This window comes from Limnohabitans sp. (assembly GCF_040401135.1).
Lineage (GTDB): Bacteria > Pseudomonadota > Gammaproteobacteria > Burkholderiales > Burkholderiaceae_C > Limnohabitans.
The window spans coordinates 1-18,049 of sequence record NZ_JBBAOV010000043.1 but is presented as its reverse complement, the minus strand read 5'-3'; the positions used below and the strand labels follow the sequence as shown (position 1 = coordinate 18,049).

Sequence of the window (18,049 nt, the reverse complement as noted above, 5' to 3'; positions counted from 1 at the left end):
TTGAAGACACGTCCGCCGAAAAAGACGAAGGCTTTGATGCCGATGTAGCCCTTGCCACGGGTGAGCTGAGTAAGCTGTTGCCCGATTTGTTTGAGGCCTTGGGCGGCGAGATGGCGCTGGGCTAAATGCCTGCGCAAATATGCTGACGATTCAGTCGATGATCAGCTCAGGGTTCAAGCGACGCGCCCGTGGGTCCACGTAATACCCACCAAACTCGGTGTAGCGCAGCGCATGTTGCTGACATTTGCCACAGGCATAAACATCACAGCGGTTGTAGGGAAAAAACTTCAGTACCACCGGTGCATCGGCTGATTCGTAGCGGGTGCCTTGTGTGTGCTGCTCTTCAAAGGTCGGCTCATGCACATCGGGGTCACGCAGGGTGGCCACGTGGGTCATGTGCTGCGCGGGCCACACGGTGTCGCTGACGCTTTCCCATCCTGCGCAATGTTGGAGACTGCATTGGCAAGGTGAATGGGGTTGGTCGGCCAATTCGCGTAGGGCCTGGGGCGTGTTTAAAAACGTAACTGAGCTCATAGCGTCAGAGCCTACCACTGCGGCGCTGTGAGTAATTACTTGCGTTTGGTCAATGCTTCAACGTTGCGTTGCGTAGAGCCAGTGAACAACTGACGTGGACGGCCGATTTTGTATTCGGGGTCGCTGATCATTTCGTTCAATTGGGCAATCCAGCCCACGGTGCGAGCCAAGGCGAAGATGCCGGTGAATAAGTTCACTGGAATGCCGATGGCGCGTTGGACGATGCCAGAGTAGAAGTCGACGTTGGGGTAGAGCTTGCGGCTGACGAAGTATTCGTCTTCCAAAGCGATTTTTTCCAAAGCCTTGGCCAACTTAAACAGGGGATCGTTTTCGAGGCCGAGTTCTTTCAACACTTCGTCGCACGTCTCTTGCATCATCTTGGCGCGTGGATCGTAGTTTTTGTAAACGCGGTGACCAAAGCCCATCAGCTTGACGCCAGAGTTCTTGTCTTTGACCATTTCCATAAACTCGCCAACTTTAGAGATACCACCCATTTTTTGGATGTCTTCCAGCATGTTCAAGCAAGCTTCGTTAGCGCCGCCGTGTGCGGGGCCCCACAAGCAAGCCACACCCGCAGCGATGGCTGCGAAAGGGTTGGTGCCTGACGATCCGCACAAACGCACAGTGGACGTAGATGCGTTTTGCTCGTGGTCTGCATGCAGGGTAAAGATGCGGTCCATGGCGCGCTCGAGCACGGGGTTGACCACGTACTCTTCGCATGGAACGGCGAACATCATGCGCAAGAAGTTGCCTGCATAGCTCAGGTTGTTTTGCGGGTACACAAAAGGCTGACCCACGCCGTATTTGTAAGCCATGGCCACGAGGGTTGGCATTTTGGCGATCAAGCGAATGGCAGCAATTTCGCGGTGCTCTGGGTTGGTGATGTCGGTGCTGTCGTGATAGAAAGCAGACAAAGCGCCCACCAAGCCAGTCAACACGGCCATCGGGTGCGCGTCACGACGGAAACCGCGCAAGAAGAATTGCATTTGCTCGTTGACCATGGTGTGGTTGGTCACGATGCGCTCAAACTCTGCTTTTTGAGTGGTGTTAGGCAGATCGCCCTTTAACAGCAAGTAGCAAGTTTCGAGGAAGTCGCAATGGGTGGCGAGTTGTTCGATGGGGTAGCCGCGGTAAAGCAACTCACCTTTGTCGCCGTCGATGTAGGTGATGGCCGATTGGCAAGCTGCTGTCGACAAGAAACCTGGGTCGTAGGTGAACATACCCGTTTGGCCATACAACTTACGGATGTCAATCACGTCAGGACCGACGCTGCCGCTGTAGACGGGCATTTCGATGCTGGGGCTGCCGTTGCTGAACGAGAGAGTGGCTTTGTTGTCTGCAAGTTTCATGGTGATTCCTAAATATCTTTTTTTAAAAGCGTTGTTCGGTTCAGTGTCTCAACAGTTGCAGCACTTCAAGTGCTTCTTCTGTCAGTGGTTTTTCTGGTAATTCTTTGCGCTGCAAAAAAATGTCTAGCAAATCGTTGTCAGACAAGTCCATCAATTCATACATACCTCTGGCATGGCTCACGGTGAGGTGAGAACCATGCCGCTCGAAAAACCTTTTGATAAACAAATCGTTTTCGAGCAAGCCGCGCCGGCTACGCCAGTGCAGTTTGCTGAGGGCTCTTTCGCCAAGCGCTTGCTTGGCGTCTAAACCGTCCAGCGTTGGGTCACCTACAGAGGTGTCCCGAAATGGCAAGTCCACATCCATGTTTAGATGGCGCGACGAACCATCAGTTCTTTGATCTTGCCGATCGCCTTGGTGGGGTTCAAACCCTTGGGGCACACATCGACGCAGTTCATGATGGTGTGGCAACGGAACAGTCGGTATGGATCTTCCAAGTTGTCCAAACGACCAGCTGTGTCTTCGTCGCGGCTATCGGCAATGAAGCGATAAGCTTGCAACAAGCCAGCAGGGCCCACGAACTTGTCGGGGTTCCACCAGAACGAGGGGCAGCTGGTGGAGCAGCTGGCGCACAAGATGCACTCGTACAAGCCGTTCAACTCATCACGCTCTTCGGGTGACTGCAGGCGCTCTTTTTCAGGCGCTTGTGTGTCGTTGACAAGGTAAGGCTTGATGGAGTGGTATTGCTTGAAAAACTGGGTCATGTCCACGATCATGTCGCGGATCACAGGTAGACCTGGCAGAGGCTTCAAGACGATCACGTCGGGCAGCGTGCGCATGTTGGTCAAGCAGGCCAGACCGTTTTTACCGTTGATGTTCATCGCGTCAGAACCACACACGCCTTCACGGCATGAGCGGCGGAACGAAATGGTGGGGTCAACAGCTTTGAGTTTCATCAAAGCATCCAAGAGCATGCGCTCATTGCCATCCAATTCGACCTCGATGGTCTGCATGTAGGGCTTGGCGTCGGTATCTGGGTCGTAGCGATAAATTTGGAACGTGCGTTTTGTCATGGTGTTTACCTGATCAGAAAGTACGGGTCTGCAGCGGGATGCTGTCGACAGTCAAAGGCTTCATTTGCACGGGCTTGTAAGTCAGCTTGTTGCCTTCTTTGTGCCACAGAGTGTGCTTGTGCCAGTCTTGGTCGTTACGACCGTTAGGGTGCTCGGGCGAGTCACCGTAGTCGTTCACGGTGTGAGCGCCACGGCTTTCGCGACGCGCAGCAGCAGAGACCATGGTGGCTTGCGCTGACTCGATCAAGTTTTCTACTTCCAAGGCTTCGATGCGTGCGGTGTTGAACACTTTGGAGGTGTCTTTCAAACCAATGTTGTTCACGCGTTCGCGCAGGGCAGCGATTTGCTTGACGCCTTCGTCCATCATGGCCTGTGTGCGGAACACGCTGGCGTGTGACTGCATGGCGTCACGGATGTCGTTGGCCACGTCTTGGGCGTATTCGCCAGTTTGGTTGGCGTCCAAGCGTGCCAAGCGCGCCAGGCTGATGTCTGCCGCATGCGCAGGCAAGGCCTTGTGCTCTTTGTTCTTTTGGTGGAACTCAACAATGTGGTTGCCCGCTGCGCGGCCAAACACCAACAAGTCGAGCAATGAGTTAGTACCCAAGCGGTTAGCGCCGTGCACTGATACGCAAGAGCATTCGCCCACAGCGTACAAACCGTTCACCACAACGCTTTCGTTGTTGGCGTTTTGCGTGACCACTTGACCATTGATGTTGGTCGGGATGCCGCCCATTTGGTAATGGATGGTTGGGATGACGGGGATGGGCTCTTTGGTGATGTCGACGTTGGCAAAGTTATGGCCAATTTCGAACACCGAAGGCAAACGCTTCATGATGGTGTCAGCACCCAAGTGCGTCATGTCGAGGTTGATGTAGTCCTTGTTAGGACCGCAGCCACGACCTTCTTTGATTTCTTGGTCCATGCAGCGAGATACGTAGTCGCGTGGTGCCAAGTCTTTATAGGCGGGGGCATAACGCTCCATGAAGCGCTCGCCATTGCTGTTGCGCAAAATGGCACCTTCGCCGCGGCAGCCTTCGGTCAACAACACGCCAGCACCGGCCACGCCAGTGGGGTGGAATTGCCAAAATTCCATGTCTTCAAGTGGGATACCCGCGCGTGCGGCCATGCCTAGGCCATCGCCTGTATTGATGAACGCGTTGGTCGAGGCTGCAAAGATGCGGCCTGCACCACCGGTGGCCAACATCACGGTTTTGGCTTCCATGATGTAGAGCTCGCCCGTTTCCATCTCGAGGGCGGTCACGCCCACCACATCACCCGCGTCGTCACGGATCAGGTCAAGGGCCATCCACTCTACAAAGAAGCTGGTTTTGGCTTTGACGTTTTGTTGGTACAACGTGTGCAACATGGCGTGACCCGTGCGGTCAGCGGCAGCGCAAGCGCGCTCAACAGCCTTTTCGCCGTAGTTGGCGGTGTGGCCGCCAAAGGGGCGTTGGTAAATGGTGCCGTCTGGGTTGCGGTCGAAAGGCATGCCCATGTGCTCCAAGTCGTACACGACTTTGGGGGCTTCACGGCACATGTATTCAATAGCGTCTTGGTCGCCGAGCCAATCTGAGCCTTTGACAGTGTCGTAAAAGTGGTAGTGCCAGTTGTCTTCGTTCATGTTGCCCAAAGACGCGCCGATGCCGCCTTGAGCCGCCACCGTGTGTGAACGGGTGGGAAACACTTTAGACAAAACAGCCACATTCAAACCTGCGCGAGCAAGTTGCAACGAAGCGCGCATGCCAGAGCCACCGGCACCAACGATGACCACATCAAATTTGCGACGTGGAATAGAGCTTTTAACGGTCATGACTTAGAGCCTCCAGAGAACCTGAATGGCCCAGCCGAGACACGACACCAGCCAAACCAAAGTAAAAACTTGCAAAGACAAACGCACGCCCACGGGCTTGACGTAGTCCATCCAAATGTCGCGCATGCCAACCCAAACGTGGAGGGAAAGCGCGATGAAAACAGAGAAGGTCAAAGCCTTCATGAATTGCGAGCTGAAGATGCCAGCCCATTTGTCATAGCTGATCTCGCCGCTGGTCAATAACACTTGGCCTAAAACAGCCAAGGTAAACAAAACCATCAAAACAGCGGTGATGCGTTGTGCAAGCCAGTCACGCAGACCGTAGTGCGCGCCCACGACGATGCGCTTGGAACCGTAATTCACGGACATGTTGTTGCTCCTAGGAAATCAGTAAATACCAAACAGTTTGGCGCCCAAAGCGGCGGTCAAACCCAGGCTCAGCGCCAAAGTGGTGATGGCGGAAGACTTGCCAAATTCTTTGGTTACCGCGTGGAAAGCGTCCATGTAGACATGGCGAATGCCAGCGATCAGGTGGTGCAAGTAAGCCCAGATCAGGCCCAACACCACAACCTTCACCAACACAGCTGGCACAAAGCCCAAGCCAACGTTGAACGCGGCGCTGAATTTGGCAAAAGAAATTTCAGAAGACACAGAGGTGTCAAACATCCAAACGATGAATGGAAGCAACAAAAACATGATCAAACCGCTGATGCGGTGCAAGATCGACACAATGCCAGCCGCAGGAAGGCGGTAGGTAGGCAGGTCTGTCAAGGCATTGATGTTGCGGAACTCAGGCCGCTTTTTGGCAAGCTGGGTCATGTGGGCTCTTTCTTCGGGTTTATCTGTATGTCAAAGCAGATGGAATTCTATTTCACTCTATCAAGCTGACATGAGGGTTTCATGTCAACTCAAAGCATTGCGGTAGTGATGTGTGTCAGTTCTATAAAGCCCGCGGCGCAATTCCATGGGGGTGTCGTTATAAGTGTAGGCAACGCGCGCCACACTTAGTAATGGCACAGTGATAGCCACGTTAAGCAGTTGGGCTTGTTCTGCGTCTGGGTTGACGGCGCGAATACTTTCTTCTGCACGCACCATGCGCACACCAAACTCGGTTTCGAACAGCGCATACATCGGACCTTTATAGTTACTTAAGCGTTCGGCAGTCAGGCCCTTAAACGGGGCACCTGGAAGCCAAAGCTCCTCCAAAATGGTGGGCACGCCCGCATAGGCCAGTACGCGGCGCACTTGCAAAACGGGGTCGCCGCTGCGCAGGCTCAGGGCGCGGGCAATATCGGCGCTGGCTCGCAGGCGCTTGCAGTCAATGATGGTGCGCTCTGCGGGGCCTTCGCTTTGGGTGTCGCCGTTGTCTGGCTGCAGCTTTAAGAATCGGTATTGCACATGCTGTTCTGCATGGGTGGCCACAAAGGTGCCCTTGCCTTGACGGCGCACCAACAGGTTTTCGGCCGATAGTTCGTCAATGGCTTTTCGCACCGTGCCTTGGCTGACACGAAACCTTGCGGCCAAGTCCATTTCGCTGGGAATGGCTTCGCCTGGCTTCCACTCGCCAGACTCTAGGCTTTGCAAGATCAGGCCTTTGATTTGTTGATAGAGCGGGCTGAAAGCGGGCGACAGCGGTGAAGTGCCCAAAGCGTCAGTACCCACATAAGGTGGGTTGCCATGAGTTGCAAAAGAAGGCGCTGTATTTGATGCCATATTTTTGTCTTCTAAACGCCTTGGCGTCAGTTCATTGTCAACCTCGTATCATATCTTCTATAAGACATAAGACAGTGCGCCCTAGGGTTTTTCGCGGGTAAACTGTGTCACCTTCCTTTTTTAATCACTATTTGGAGTTTTCCTCATGAGCAAGAAGCCTGTTCGCGTTGCCGTCACTGGTGCAGCTGGTCAAATTGGTTACGCACTGTTGTTCCGTATCGCCTCGGGCGAAATGTTGGGCAAAGACCAGCCCGTCATCTTGCAATTGCTGGAAGTGCCTGTTGAAGGCCCACAAAAAGCTTTGCGCGGCGTGATGATGGAATTGGAAGATTGCGCATTCCCACTGTTGGTGGGAATGGAAGCCCACGGCGACCCAATGACCGCATTCAAAGACGTCGACTACGCTTTGTTGGTCGGTTCACGTCCACGTGGCCCAGGCATGGAGCGCGCTGAGTTGCTCGCCATCAACGGTGCGATCTTCACGGCACAAGGCAAGGCTTTGAACGCTGTCGCTTCACGTGACGTGAAAGTTTTGGTTGTCGGCAACCCTGCCAACACCAATGCCTACATTGCTATGAAGGCCGCGCCAGATCTGAAGCCTGGCAACTTCACCGCCATGCTGCGCCTAGACCACAACCGCGCTGCCTCGCAAATCGCTGCCAAGACCGGCAAAGCCGTGGCTGACATCGAGAAATTGTGCGTGTGGGGCAACCACTCACCCACCATGTACGCTGACTACCGCTTCGCCACTATCAAGGGCGAGTCTGTCAAAACCATGATCAACGACCAAGAATGGAACGCCAACGTGTTCTTGCCAACCGTCGGCAAGCGCGGCGCTGCCATCATTGACGCACGCGGCTTGAGCTCGGCTGCTTCTGCTGCCAACGCTGCCATCGACCACATGCGCGATTGGGCTTTGGGCACCAACGGCAAGTGGGTGACCATGGGTATCCCATCACAAGGCTGGTACGGCATTCCTAAAGATGTCATGTTTGGCTTCCCCGTGACCTGCGAAAACGGCCAATACACCGTGGTTGAAGGTTTGGCCATTGATGAATTCAGCCAGTCTTGCATCGACAAAACGCTGAAAGAGTTGACGGACGAGCAAGCTGGTGTTGCCCACTTGATCTAAGCCTGTGCTGGACAAAGCAAAACTGGACAAGGCCTTACACGCAGCAAAAAGCGTGGAGGCCTCTTTGCTCCATCCCCGCCACGTTCTGTTGAATTCACAAGCAGGTAGCGTTCAGCTACCCGTTTGTGACCATTACAGCGGTGTCGAAGCGCGGATGCGCAAAAGCTTGCAGTTGCAAGCTGAAATGACGCAAGAGTTTGGCACCTGCGTCTTTGATGTGACCCTGGATTGTGAAGACGGCGCCCCCGTTGGCGGCGAGGCAGAGCATGCTGCGCTGGTCACCGAGTTGGCGCTGAGTGCTGCACCAGAGGCCCGCGTGGCTGTGCGTGTGCACCCCGTGGATCACCCTAGTTTTCAAGCCGACATGGCCACCATTGCAGGTCAAGCTGGCAAGCGTTTGACGCACATCATGGTGCCTAAGGTCGAGTCAGTGGCCGATGTGCAATTGGCCGAGCAAGCCTTGATTCAAGCCGACGCCAAAGATTTGGCGCTTCATGTGCTGATTGAGTCGCCCGCCGCTGTGCACCGCGCGTTTGACATTGCTGCACACCCGCGTGTGCAGTCGCTCAGCTTTGGTTTGATGGACTTCATTTCTGCACACGGTGGTGCTATTCCAGCTTCGGCCATGACGTCGCAAGGTCAATTTACCCACCCGTTGGTGGTGCGTGCCAAGCTAGAAATAGCCAGCGCCTGCCATGCCCATGGCAAAGTACCGTCGCATTGTGTGGTGACTGAGTTCAACGACATGGCGGCCATGCGTGCCGCTGCCCGGCGTGCGGCGCAAGAGTTGGGTTGCACTCGCATGTGGAGCATTCATCCCTCGCAAATTCGCCCCATCCTAGAGGCCATGGCCCCTGACACCGCTGCCATTGAGGTGGCGAGCGAGATTGTTTTGGCTGCCTATGCCGCGCAATGGGCGCCCATCAGCCATCAAGGACATTTACAAGATCGCGCGAGCTACCGCTTCTATTGGCAAGTGTTGGAGCGTGCGCACAGCACGGGGTGTAGCCTTCCAGCCGAAGTCCAGTTATTCTTCAAGGATTAACAGGAGATGAGCATGCGCAAGTTTGGATTAGCTTTTGTTGGTTTGGTTTTCTCTTGCATGGGGCATGGGGTGTTGGCGCAAGTTGCCAAGCCTGCGGCCTCAAAGCCCACGGTTGCTCAACAAACGCACGCCAAACCCAAGCCCAAGCCTGCGGCAGCGCCTAAATACTATTACGTACGAGGCACCTCTTTGGCCGCTGTGCCTGCGGCAGTGATACCTGCACCCGTTGCTGCGGAGCAAGTGCCAGCAGCAGTACCTGAGCTTGGCAACGTGCACACAGGACGCATGGTGTGCGAGCTGGGCAACTCAGTCACGGTCACGCCTGACCCACAACAGCCCTCGCACTTCATCGTGCAGATCAAGAGGAAAACCTACCGCATGACGACCGTGGAGACCACCACCGGTGCTGTGCGTTTGGAAGACGCACATGCCGGTGCCATGTGGCTGCAGTTACCCCATAAGTCGATGTTGATGAATAGCAAGCTAGGCCAACGCATGGCCGACGAATGTCAAAGCGAACACCAAACCACAGAGGCCCATCGTATGAAGCTTGACCCACCTCCAAGCTTGCTGGATGTGCCCGCACTTGCCAAGAACTAACCCATTTAATTGTTGATTTGATAGACCGGAGAAAACCATGTTGAAAGCTTACCGTGACCACGTAGCCGAGCGCGCAGCGCTAGGTATCCCACCCTTGCCATTGGATGCCAAGCAAACTGCCGAGCTGATCGAGCTGATCAAAGCCCCCGCCGCTGGAGAAGAAGCATTTTTGATGGACTTGTTGACACACCGCGTGCCACCCGGCGTGGACGATGCGGCCAAAGTCAAAGCTTCATTTTTGGCAGCTGTGGCGCACGGCGAACTCAAAGTTGCTTTGATCACCAAGTCCAAAGCCACTGAGCTGTTGGGCACCATGGTGGGCGGCTACAACGTGCACCCCTTGATCGAGTTGCTCGACGACGCTGAAGTGGCCGCTGTGGCCGCGCAAGCGTTGAAGAAAACTTTGTTGATGTTTGACTTCTTCAACGACGTCGCTGAAAAAGCCAAGCTCGGCAATGCCAAGGCCAAAGAAGTGATGCAAAGCTGGGCCGATGCCGAGTGGTTTACCGCACGCCCTGAAGTCGAGAAAAAAATCACTATCACCGTGTTCAAGGTGCCTGGCGAAACCAACACCGACGACTTGTCGCCAGCGCCTGACGCATGGAGCCGTCCAGACATTCCGTTGCATTACTTGGCCATGCTCAAGAACACGCGTGAAGGCGCAGCGTTCAAGCCTGAAGAAGACGGCAAACGCGGCCCCATGGCCATGATTGAAGAGCTGAAGAAAAAAGGCAATTTGGTGTCTTATGTTGGCGACGTGGTCGGCACAGGCTCCTCACGCAAGTCAGCCACCAACAGCATCATCTGGGGCTTTGGTGAAGATATTCCGTTTGTGCCTAACAAGCGTTTCGGTGGCGTGACTTTGGGCGGCAAGATTGCCCCCATCTTCTTTAACACCCAAGAAGACTCTGGCGCCTTGCCCATCGAAGTGGACGTGACCGCACTCAACATGGGTGACGTGGTTGACGTGTTGCCCTACGAAGGCAAGATCGTGAAGAACGGTGAAACCATCACCACCTTCCAACTCAAGAGCGATGTGCTGTTTGACGAAGTGCGCGCCGGTGGCCGTATCAACCTGATCATCGGCCGCAGCTTGACCGCCAAGGCCCGTGAGTTCTTGGGTCTGCCCGTGTCGACCGTGTTCCGTTTGCCTACCGCGCCTATCATCACCAAGGCTGGCTTCACGCTGGCTCAGAAGATGGTCGGTCGTGCTGTTGGTTTGCCAGAAGGCCAAGGCGTTCGCCCCGGTACTTACTGCGAACCCAAGATGACCACCGTGGGTTCACAAGACACCACAGGCCCGATGACACGCGACGAGTTGAAAGACTTGGCTTGCTTGGGCTTCTCGGCTGACATGGTCATGCAATCGTTCTGCCACACAGCGGCTTACCCCAAGTCTGTTGACGTCAAGACGCACCGCGAATTGCCAGCGTTCATCTCGAACCGTGGTGGTGTTGCGTTGCGTCCAGGCGACGGTGTGATTCACTCTTGGTTGAACCGTTTGTTGTTGCCTGACACCGTGGGTACGGGCGGCGACTCGCACACACGTTTCCCCATCGGTATTTCGTTCCCAGCCGGTTCTGGCTTGGTGGCTTTCGGTGCAGCCACAGGCGTGATGCCTTTGGACATGCCCGAGTCCATCTTGGTTCGCTTCAAAGGCGACATGCAGCCTGGTGTGACTTTGCGCGACTTGGTGCACGCCATTCCGCTGTTCGCCATCAAGCAAGGTTTGTTGACCGTGGCCAAGGCCGGTAAGGTCAATGAATTTTCGGGCCGTATCTTAGAAATTGAAGGCCTGCCCAACCTCAAGGTCGAACAAGCATTCGAATTGTCTGACGCGTCTGCCGAGCGTTCTGCTGCAGGTTGTTCCATCAAGCTCAACAGCGCGCCAGTTCAAGAGTACTTGAAGTCCAACGTGGTACTGATGAAGAACATGATCGCCGACGGTTACGCCGACGCGCGCACATTGGCTCGTCGTATCGAAAAAGTTGAAGCTTGGTTGGCCGCACCTAACCTGCTTGAAGCAGACAAAGATGCTGAATACGCCTTCGTCATCGACATCGATTTGGCCGACATCAAAGAGCCTATCGTTTGCTGCCCGAACGATCCAGATGACGCTAAGTTCTTGTCTGAAGTGTCTGGCACACATATCGACGAAGCCTTCATCGGTTCTTGCATGACCAACATCGGTCACTTCCGCGCCGCTGCCAAGCTGCTCGGTGGCCAACGCGACATCCCTGTCAAGTTGTGGGTTGCTCCTCCAACCAAGATGGACGAGAGCGAGTTAATCAAAGAAGGTCACTACGCTGCGTTTGGTACCGCGGGTGCGCGCACCGAAATGCCAGGCTGCTCGTTGTGCATGGGTAACCAAGCGCAAGTGCGCGAAGGCGCGACGGTGGTGTCTACCTCTACACGTAACTTCCCCAACCGTTTGGGCAAGAACACCAACGTGTACTTGGCTTCTGCTGAGTTGGCTGCCATCACCTCGAAGATGGGCAAGTTCCCCACTGTGGCCGAATACCACGAAGCCATGGGTGTGGTGAACGCCGACGGTGCAGCCATTTACCAGTACCTGAACTTCAACCAGATTGACGAGTACGTTGAAATCGCTAAAGGCGTGACGGCGTAAGCTGCTTTGCGCTAATTCAAAAACGGCCCTTTGGGGCCGTTTTTCTTTTAGCCCAATTAGCTCTACCTAACTTGTGCCGTGAACGTTCAAGCAAATTGTGCAAAATCGCAATCACGGGAATTCCCTAGTCAACTATTGCGCACGACCGCTACGCAAAAAAGTCAATACTGTAAAAATCATTTCAAAATTAAGGGAATATTCATGTCTATTGTTTTGCAAGATTTACTTGCCAGCGGTGCCAACCCTGCGCCCGCGATTTCAGCGCCGGAGCGTTTGCCGTTAAATTTTGGCGCTTTACGTGCGTTGATTGCCACCACCATTGAGCAGCTCAATGCGCTGGGCATTGGCCGCAACGACCGGGTGGCGATCGTGCTGCCCAACGGCCCGGAAATGGCGACCTGCTTCATGGCCTGTGCCAGCGGCGTGACCAGTGCGCCCTTGAATCCGGCTTACCGCGCCGATGAATTCGAGTTCTATTTGAACGACCTTCATGCCAAAGCGCTGATTGTTGAACAGGCCAGCACCTCACCGGCCATTGCCGTTGCAGAAAAGCTGGGTGTGCGCATCATTGACCTGACTGCCGACCCGAAAAAGTCAGCAGGCAACTTCACCCTGATGCCGCGCGACGGCAAGCAGGTCGGATCTGCCGCAGCGCACGGCGGTTACGCGTTGCCCGGGGATGTTTCCATGGTGCTCCACACCTCGGGAACCACGTCGCGGCCCAAAATTGTGCCCCTTACCCAAGGCAATTTGGTGGCGTCGGCCACCAACATTCGCAACAGTTTGCAGTTTGTGCCCGAGGATTGCGGCCTCAACGTCATGCCGCTGTTTCATATTCACGGTCTGATCGCCGGCGTGCTGGCCCCCCTGGCGGCTGGTTCGCAGGTGTTTTGCACCCCGGGCTTCAATGCCCTCAAGTTTTTCGCCTGGATGGATGAGGCACGGCCGACCTGGTACACCGCCGTGCCCACCATGCACCAAGCGATTGTGAGCAGGGGCAAAGGCAATACCGATGTCATCGCGCGCAACCCGCTGCGCTTTTTACGTTCGTCGTCGTCGTCCATGCCGCCGCAGGTGATTCAGGAACTTGAAGCCCTGTTCCATGCGCCGCTGATCGAAGCTTATGGCATGACCGAGGCCACGCACCAAATGGCCTGCAACCCGCTGCCCCCGGCTGTGCGCAAACCAGGCATGGTGGGCATTGCAGCTGGCCCAGAGATCGGCATCATGGACACCGAGGGCGGTCTTCTGCCGCGGGGTGCCACAGGTGAAATCGTGATCCGTGGCGCCAACGTGACGGCCGGTTACGAGAACAACCCCAAAGCCAACGAAGAGGGCTTTACCCATGGGTGGTTCCGCACCGGCGATCAAGGCTTGATGGATGCAGACGGGTACATCAGCATCACTGGGCGTCTGAAGGAAATCATCAACCGCGGTGGCGAAAAAGTTAGCCCTCGCGAGGTGGACGAAATTTTGATGGACCACGCCGCCGTGGCTCAGGTGGTTTGCTTTGGCATGCCGCACCCCAAATTGGGCGAGGAAGTTGCTGCGGTGGTGGTGCTGCGCGAGGGTCAGAGCGCCAGTGAGCGTGAACTGCAGGCTTTTGTCAGTTCACGGGCCGCAGACTACAAAGTGCCCAAGAAAATTTTGTTTATGGACGAAATCCCCAAGGGCGCCACTGGCAAGCTTCAGCGCATCGGGCTGGCGGCCAAGCTGGGGCTAGGCGGCTGAGGGGGCTTAAGGGGCTGACTGCAGCGGCATCGAATTTTTAACAACCAGGAGACTTGACTATGCAATTGCTTCGATTGATCGATAGGGTGAAGTTCACTTTTGTCTTGGCTGCAACTGCGTTCGGTTGTGCAGCCCACGCCTGGGAGCCTACCAAGCCCGTTGAATTTGTCATACCTGCCGGCACTGGCGGAGGCGCTGACCAGATGGCACGCTTCATCCAGGGCGTGGTTGCCAAGAATAAGCTGAGCCCTCAGCCCTTCATTGTGGTGAATAAGTCAGGGGGTGCCGGCGCTGAAGGCTTTCTGGACGTTAAAGGCGACAAAGGCAACCCGCACAAAATTATCATTACGCTGTCCAACCTGTTCACCACGCCATTGGCGACGGGTGTTCCGTTCAATTGGCGCGACCTCACCCCGGTGTCCATGCTGGCGCTGGACCAGTTTGTTCTGTGGGTAAATGCAGACGCACCCTACAAGACCACCAAAGATTTTCTGACCGCCGTCAAGGCCCAGCCTGATAAGGCCTTCAAAATGGGCGGTACCGGCTCCAAGCAGGAAGATCAGATCATCACCGTGCTGCTTGAAAAGACGATTGGTAAAAAGCTCATCTACATCCCGCTCAAGGGCGGTGGCGATGTGGCGGTGCAACTGGTGGGCAAACACGTTGACTCAACGGTGAACAACCCCATCGAGGCCGAATCCCACTGGCGCTCTGGCGCACTGCGCCCCCTGTGCGTGTTTGACAAAGAACGCCTGCCCTACAAAGCCAAAATCACGGCCACGCAGTCTTGGAATGATGTGCCCACATGCGGCTCTGCTGGCTTGCCCGTGGAGTACCTGATGTTGCGCGGCATCTTCATGGCGCCCGGCGTCTCTGCCGCCCAGACCCAGTACTACGTGGACCTGTTTAATAAAGTGCGTGCCCTGCCGGAGTGGAAGGAGTTCATGCAAAAAGGAGCCTTCAAGCAGACCGCGATGTCCGGCAACGATTACTTCGAATGGCTGGGGCGCAACGAGCAGTTGCACCGCGAGCTGATGAAAGAAGCTGGCTTTATTGCCAATTAAGGTGCGCAATGACTGAACAGGCCCCCAAACCGGACGCAGAATCCGCCAACGACCCCAAGACGCGCGGACCCGAGGTGGTTGTCGCTTTTCTGCTGCTGGCCCTGGGCGTGCTGGTAGTGGTTGATAGCTTGCGCGTGGGCATTGGCTGGGCCGACGACGGCCCACGCTCGGGCTATTTCCCGTTCTACATTGGGATGGCCTTGTGCGCGTCCAGCGCCGCGATTCTGGTGAGCACTCTGTGGCATTGGCGCTCGTTGGACGAGGTTTTCGCCGAGCGCAGCCAGATCGTCACCGTCATGGCCATGCTGATTCCCATGACCATTTACATAGTGACGTTGTTGTGGATGGGTATTTACGTCCCCTCCGCTTTGCTGATCGGCTACTTCATGCGACGCCATGGGCACTTCGGCTGGCGCGTGACAGCTTCGGTATCTCTGACGGTGCCGGTCGTATTTTTTCTGGTCTTTGAACGCTGGTTCCTAGTTCCATTGCCCAAGGGTCCACTGGAAAATTTGCTGGGGCTTTAATGGAAGAAATTAATAACCTGATGCAGGGTTTCGCTGTGGCGATGACGCTGCCCAACCTTGCCTACATGCTTATCGGCGTCATCTTGGGGGTGCTCATTGGCGTGCTGCCCGGCTTGGGGGGAGCCAACGGCATTGCCATCTTGCTGCCGCTGACGTTCACGATGAACCCGACCTCGGCCATCATCATGCTGTCGTGCATTTATTGGGGCGCACTGTTTGGGGGGGCCATCACTTCCATTTTGTTCAACATCCCGGGAGAGCCGTGGTCGGTGGCGACCACCTTTGACGGCTACCCCATGGCTCAGCAGGGACGTGCGGCACAGGCGCTGACAGCGGCTTTCACCTCGTCCTTTGTGGGCGCGCTTTTCGCGGTGATCTTGATCACCTTCCTCGCCCCTTTGCTGGCCAAGTTTGCCCTCAAGTTCGGACCTGCTGAATACTTCGCGGTGCAACTTCTGACCTTTTGCAGCTTTGTGGGCATGAGCAAAGAGCCCGCCGCAAAGGTTATCGCCGCCATGATGCTGGGGTTTGCGCTGGCCGCGGTGGGCATGGATACGGTCACCGGGCAATTGCGCATGACCTATGGCTTTCCCGAACTCCTTAAGGGCTTTGATTTCTTAATTGCGGTGATCGGTCTGTTTGGTATCGGCGAGATTTTGCTGACCATGGAAGAAGGCCTGGCCTTCAAGGGTAAAAGTGCCAAACTCAATCTGCGTGTGGTGCTGCAGACTTGGGCTGAGTTGCCGCGCCAATGGGTGAACTTTTTGCGCTCTACTGCTGTGGGCTGCTGGATGGGCATCACACCTGGCGGTGCCACACCAGCGTCGTTCATGAGCTACGGCATGGCGCAACGCATGTCCAAAGACCCGGCGTCATTCGGCAAAGGCAATATTGAAGGGGTGGTGGCTCCCGAGACCGCAGCGCATGCGGCCGGCACATCGGCGCTGTTGCCCATGCTGACGCTGGGTATTCCAGGTTCACCGACGGCCGCTGTGCTGTTGGGCGGCCTGATGATCTGGGGCCTTCAGCCCGGCCCCATGCTCTTTGTGGAACACAAGGACTTTGTGTGGGGGCTGATTGCCTCGATGTACTTGGGCAACATCGTCGGGCTTGTGGTGGTGCTGACCACCGTGCCATTTTGGGCGGCGTTCCTGCGTATTCCTTTCTCGGTGATTGGCCCGGTGATCGTGGTCATCTGCGCCATCGGTGCTTACACCGTTCACAGCTCATTGTTTGACGTGGTGATGATGCTGGTCTTCGGGGTCATGGGCTACCTCTTCAAGAAGCTCAAGTACCCGCTGGCGCCACTGGTGCTCGCGCTGGTGCTGGGTGATATGGCCGAGGCGAGCTTTCGGCAGTCCATGCTGTTGTCCCAGGGCAGCTTGTCGATCTTCTGGTCCAATCCGCTGGTGGGTGTCATTACGGGGCTGGCTTTGTTGTTGTTGCTCTGGCCGCTGGTCAGTGCATTCAAGGGTATGTTGATGCGTTATAGCAGTGTTAAGGCGGGGTCTTCCCAATGAAAATAGCGGTGGTCGGTGCAGGTGCGATTGGGGGTTATTTGGGAGCCAGGCTCTCAGCCGCCGGTGAAGACGTCACTTTTATTGCGCGCAACCGCAATCTGGCGGCGATTCAGGCCAACGGCTTTCGCCTCATCCTGGAAGACGGAACCGCGCTTCAGGCACCTGCGGCCAAAGCCGTAGAGCGCATGTCAGACGCTGGCGTGCAAGACGTGGTGTTGCTTACCGTCAAAGCCCACCAGGTCGTCGACCTGATGCCAGAACTGGGCGCATTATTGGGCCCCAAGACGCTGCTGGTGACCATGATCAACGGCATTCCCTGGTGGTACTTTCAAAAACTGGAAGGGGCCTATGCCGGCCGCAGCCTGGAGAGCGTAGATCCCGCCGGACGCTTGGCGCAGGCGATCTCGCCCGAGCACATCATCGGCAGCGTGGTCTATCCGGCAGCCGAGCTGATCGAGCCGGGTGTCGTGCGGGTTATTGAAGGCAACCGCTTCACACTGGGTGAGCTGGACGGCAGTCGCAGCGAGCGCATCGAGGCGCTTTCTCAAGTGATGATGCGCGCCGGATTCAAGGCCCCCGTGTCCAAAGATATCCGCAGCGAGATTTGGCTCAAGCTTTGGGGCAACCTGAGCTTTAACCCCATCTCTGCCCTGACCCATGCGACGCTAGAAGACATTTGTACCTTTGGCCCGTCGCGCGAGCTGGCAGCCAACATGATGTCGCAAGCGCAAAGCGTTGCCGAAAAACTGGGGGTGCAATTCAAGATCTCGCTCGACAAACGCATTGCAGGCGCTCAAGCAATTGGCGCACACAAAACATCCATGCTCCAAGATGTGGAAGCAGGCCGAGCCCTTGAGCTCAATGCACTGGTGGGCTCGGTCATTGAATTGGGCCGCATGACGGGAACACCAACGCCATCCATTGACGCGATCTATGCTGCAACGCAACTGCTGGCCCACACAATGGCCCAGCACAAAGGACGTCTGCAGCTTCTACCCGTACCGGTTTGACAAAGTGCCGATGCCGTCGATGAGAACCTCGACCGTGGCACCGGCCTTCATCGGCAAAACACCGAGCGACGTGCCGCAGTAAATGAGATCGCCCGGCTCCAGCGTCATGTCGTGCGAGAGGTGGGACACGATCTGCGCCGGGCTGAAAAACATGTCGCTAAAAGCATAGTTCTGGCGCTCTCGGCCGTCCACCAGCGTGCGCAGATGGCCATTTGCGGCATCGAAAGCGGTGTCAATCACCGGCCCGAAGGCCGCAAAACCGTCAAAGCTTTTGGCCCGCGTCCATTGGGGGAACGATGCATCGCGGTGAAGGA

The 18,049-nt window shown here is 55.9% G+C and carries 19 protein-coding genes; 10 read left to right on the top strand and 9 right to left on the bottom strand.

Features of this window, described 5'->3' with window-relative positions; genetic code table 11:
* Positions 1 to 125 (top strand): recombination-associated protein RdgC (rdgC, locus tag ABWP81_RS10595; RefSeq protein WP_353141648.1); only part of this gene is annotated, 125 nt, incomplete at its 5' end.
* Positions 126 to 150: 25 nt separating this feature from the next.
* On the opposite strand, the gene ABWP81_RS10590 is transcribed toward rdgC, so the two are convergent.
* The 8 genes from ABWP81_RS10590 to ABWP81_RS10555 form a co-directional block, all read right to left on the bottom strand.
* Complete coding sequence (locus ABWP81_RS10590) at positions 151 to 534, bottom strand: hypothetical protein (RefSeq protein ID WP_353141646.1); 384 nt, start codon at positions 532 to 534, stop codon at positions 151 to 153.
* Positions 535 to 569: 35 nt separating this feature from the next.
* Positions 570 to 1,883, bottom strand: a complete 1,314-nt coding sequence (locus ABWP81_RS10585) for a citrate synthase (protein ID WP_353141644.1) — start codon at positions 1,881 to 1,883, stop codon at positions 570 to 572.
* A gap of 40 nt (positions 1,884 to 1,923) precedes the next feature.
* A complete protein-coding gene (locus ABWP81_RS10580; RefSeq protein WP_353136333.1) occupies positions 1,924 to 2,247 on the bottom strand; it encodes an FAD assembly factor SdhE in 324 nt (107 codons plus the stop codon).
* Positions 2,248 to 2,249: 2 nt separating this feature from the next.
* Entirely contained in the window at positions 2,250 to 2,954 is a 705-nt protein-coding gene (locus ABWP81_RS10575; RefSeq protein ID WP_353136330.1) for a succinate dehydrogenase iron-sulfur subunit, read from the bottom strand.
* Between the two features lie 13 nt (positions 2,955 to 2,967).
* Positions 2,968 to 4,764: a succinate dehydrogenase flavoprotein subunit gene (gene sdhA, locus ABWP81_RS10570; protein ID WP_353141642.1), complete on the bottom strand. Its 1,797-nt coding sequence runs from the start codon at positions 4,762 to 4,764 to the stop codon at positions 2,968 to 2,970.
* 3 nt (positions 4,765 to 4,767) lie between these two features.
* On the bottom strand, positions 4,768 to 5,133 hold the full coding sequence (sdhD, locus tag ABWP81_RS10565) for a succinate dehydrogenase, hydrophobic membrane anchor protein (protein ID WP_353136324.1): 366 nt from the start codon (positions 5,131 to 5,133) through the stop codon (positions 4,768 to 4,770).
* An 18-nt stretch (positions 5,134 to 5,151) separates the two neighbouring features.
* Complete coding sequence (gene sdhC, locus ABWP81_RS10560; RefSeq protein ID WP_353136321.1) at positions 5,152 to 5,583, bottom strand: succinate dehydrogenase, cytochrome b556 subunit; 432 nt, start codon at positions 5,581 to 5,583, stop codon at positions 5,152 to 5,154.
* A gap of 84 nt (positions 5,584 to 5,667) precedes the next feature.
* Positions 5,668 to 6,477, bottom strand: a complete 810-nt coding sequence (locus ABWP81_RS10555) for a GntR family transcriptional regulator (RefSeq protein WP_353136318.1) — start codon at positions 6,475 to 6,477, stop codon at positions 5,668 to 5,670.
* Between the two features lie 145 nt (positions 6,478 to 6,622).
* On the opposite strand from ABWP81_RS10555, the gene ABWP81_RS10550 reads away from it, so the two are divergent.
* The 9 genes from ABWP81_RS10550 (at position 6,623) to ABWP81_RS10510 (ending at position 17,735) form a co-directional block, all read left to right on the top strand.
* Positions 6,623 to 7,609, top strand: coding sequence for a malate dehydrogenase (locus tag ABWP81_RS10550; RefSeq protein WP_353136315.1), 987 nt, complete (start codon positions 6,623 to 6,625; stop codon positions 7,607 to 7,609).
* Between the two features lie 64 nt (positions 7,610 to 7,673).
* Positions 7,674 to 8,654 (top strand): HpcH/HpaI aldolase/citrate lyase family protein, encoded by a 981-nt coding sequence (locus ABWP81_RS10545; RefSeq protein WP_353141640.1) that lies wholly within the window; start codon positions 7,674 to 7,676, stop codon positions 8,652 to 8,654.
* A gap of 12 nt (positions 8,655 to 8,666) precedes the next feature.
* A complete protein-coding gene (locus ABWP81_RS10540) occupies positions 8,667 to 9,254 on the top strand; it encodes a hypothetical protein (protein WP_353141638.1) in 588 nt (195 codons plus the stop codon).
* Positions 9,255 to 9,291: 37 nt separating this feature from the next.
* Entirely contained in the window at positions 9,292 to 11,883 is a 2,592-nt protein-coding gene (gene acnB / locus ABWP81_RS10535) for a bifunctional aconitate hydratase 2/2-methylisocitrate dehydratase (protein ID WP_353141636.1), read from the top strand.
* Between the two features lie 201 nt (positions 11,884 to 12,084).
* Positions 12,085 to 13,614, top strand: coding sequence for an acyl--CoA ligase (locus ABWP81_RS10530; RefSeq protein ID WP_353141634.1), 1,530 nt, complete (start codon positions 12,085 to 12,087; stop codon positions 13,612 to 13,614).
* A 59-nt stretch (positions 13,615 to 13,673) separates the two neighbouring features.
* Positions 13,674 to 14,678 (top strand): Bug family tripartite tricarboxylate transporter substrate binding protein, encoded by a 1,005-nt coding sequence (locus ABWP81_RS10525; RefSeq protein ID WP_353141632.1) that lies wholly within the window; start codon positions 13,674 to 13,676, stop codon positions 14,676 to 14,678.
* 8 nt (positions 14,679 to 14,686) lie between these two features.
* A complete protein-coding gene (locus ABWP81_RS10520; RefSeq protein ID WP_353141630.1) occupies positions 14,687 to 15,205 on the top strand; it encodes a tripartite tricarboxylate transporter TctB family protein in 519 nt (172 codons plus the stop codon).
* On the top strand, positions 15,205 to 16,725 hold the full coding sequence (locus ABWP81_RS10515) for a tripartite tricarboxylate transporter permease (protein WP_353141628.1): 1,521 nt from the start codon (positions 15,205 to 15,207) through the stop codon (positions 16,723 to 16,725). The genes ABWP81_RS10520 and ABWP81_RS10515 overlap by 1 nt, the downstream gene beginning before the upstream one ends.
* Positions 16,722 to 17,735 carry a 2-dehydropantoate 2-reductase gene (locus ABWP81_RS10510; RefSeq protein WP_353141626.1) on the top strand — a complete coding sequence of 338 codons (1,014 nt, stop codon included), beginning with the start codon at positions 16,722 to 16,724 and terminating at the stop codon, positions 17,733 to 17,735. The genes ABWP81_RS10515 and ABWP81_RS10510 overlap by 4 nt, the downstream gene beginning before the upstream one ends.
* Here ABWP81_RS10510 and ABWP81_RS10505 read toward each other — a convergent pair.
* The coding region (locus ABWP81_RS10505; RefSeq protein ID WP_353141624.1) for a fumarylacetoacetate hydrolase family protein at positions 17,718 to 18,049 on the bottom strand (332 nt) is incomplete at its 5' end. The genes ABWP81_RS10510 and ABWP81_RS10505 overlap by 18 nt on opposite strands.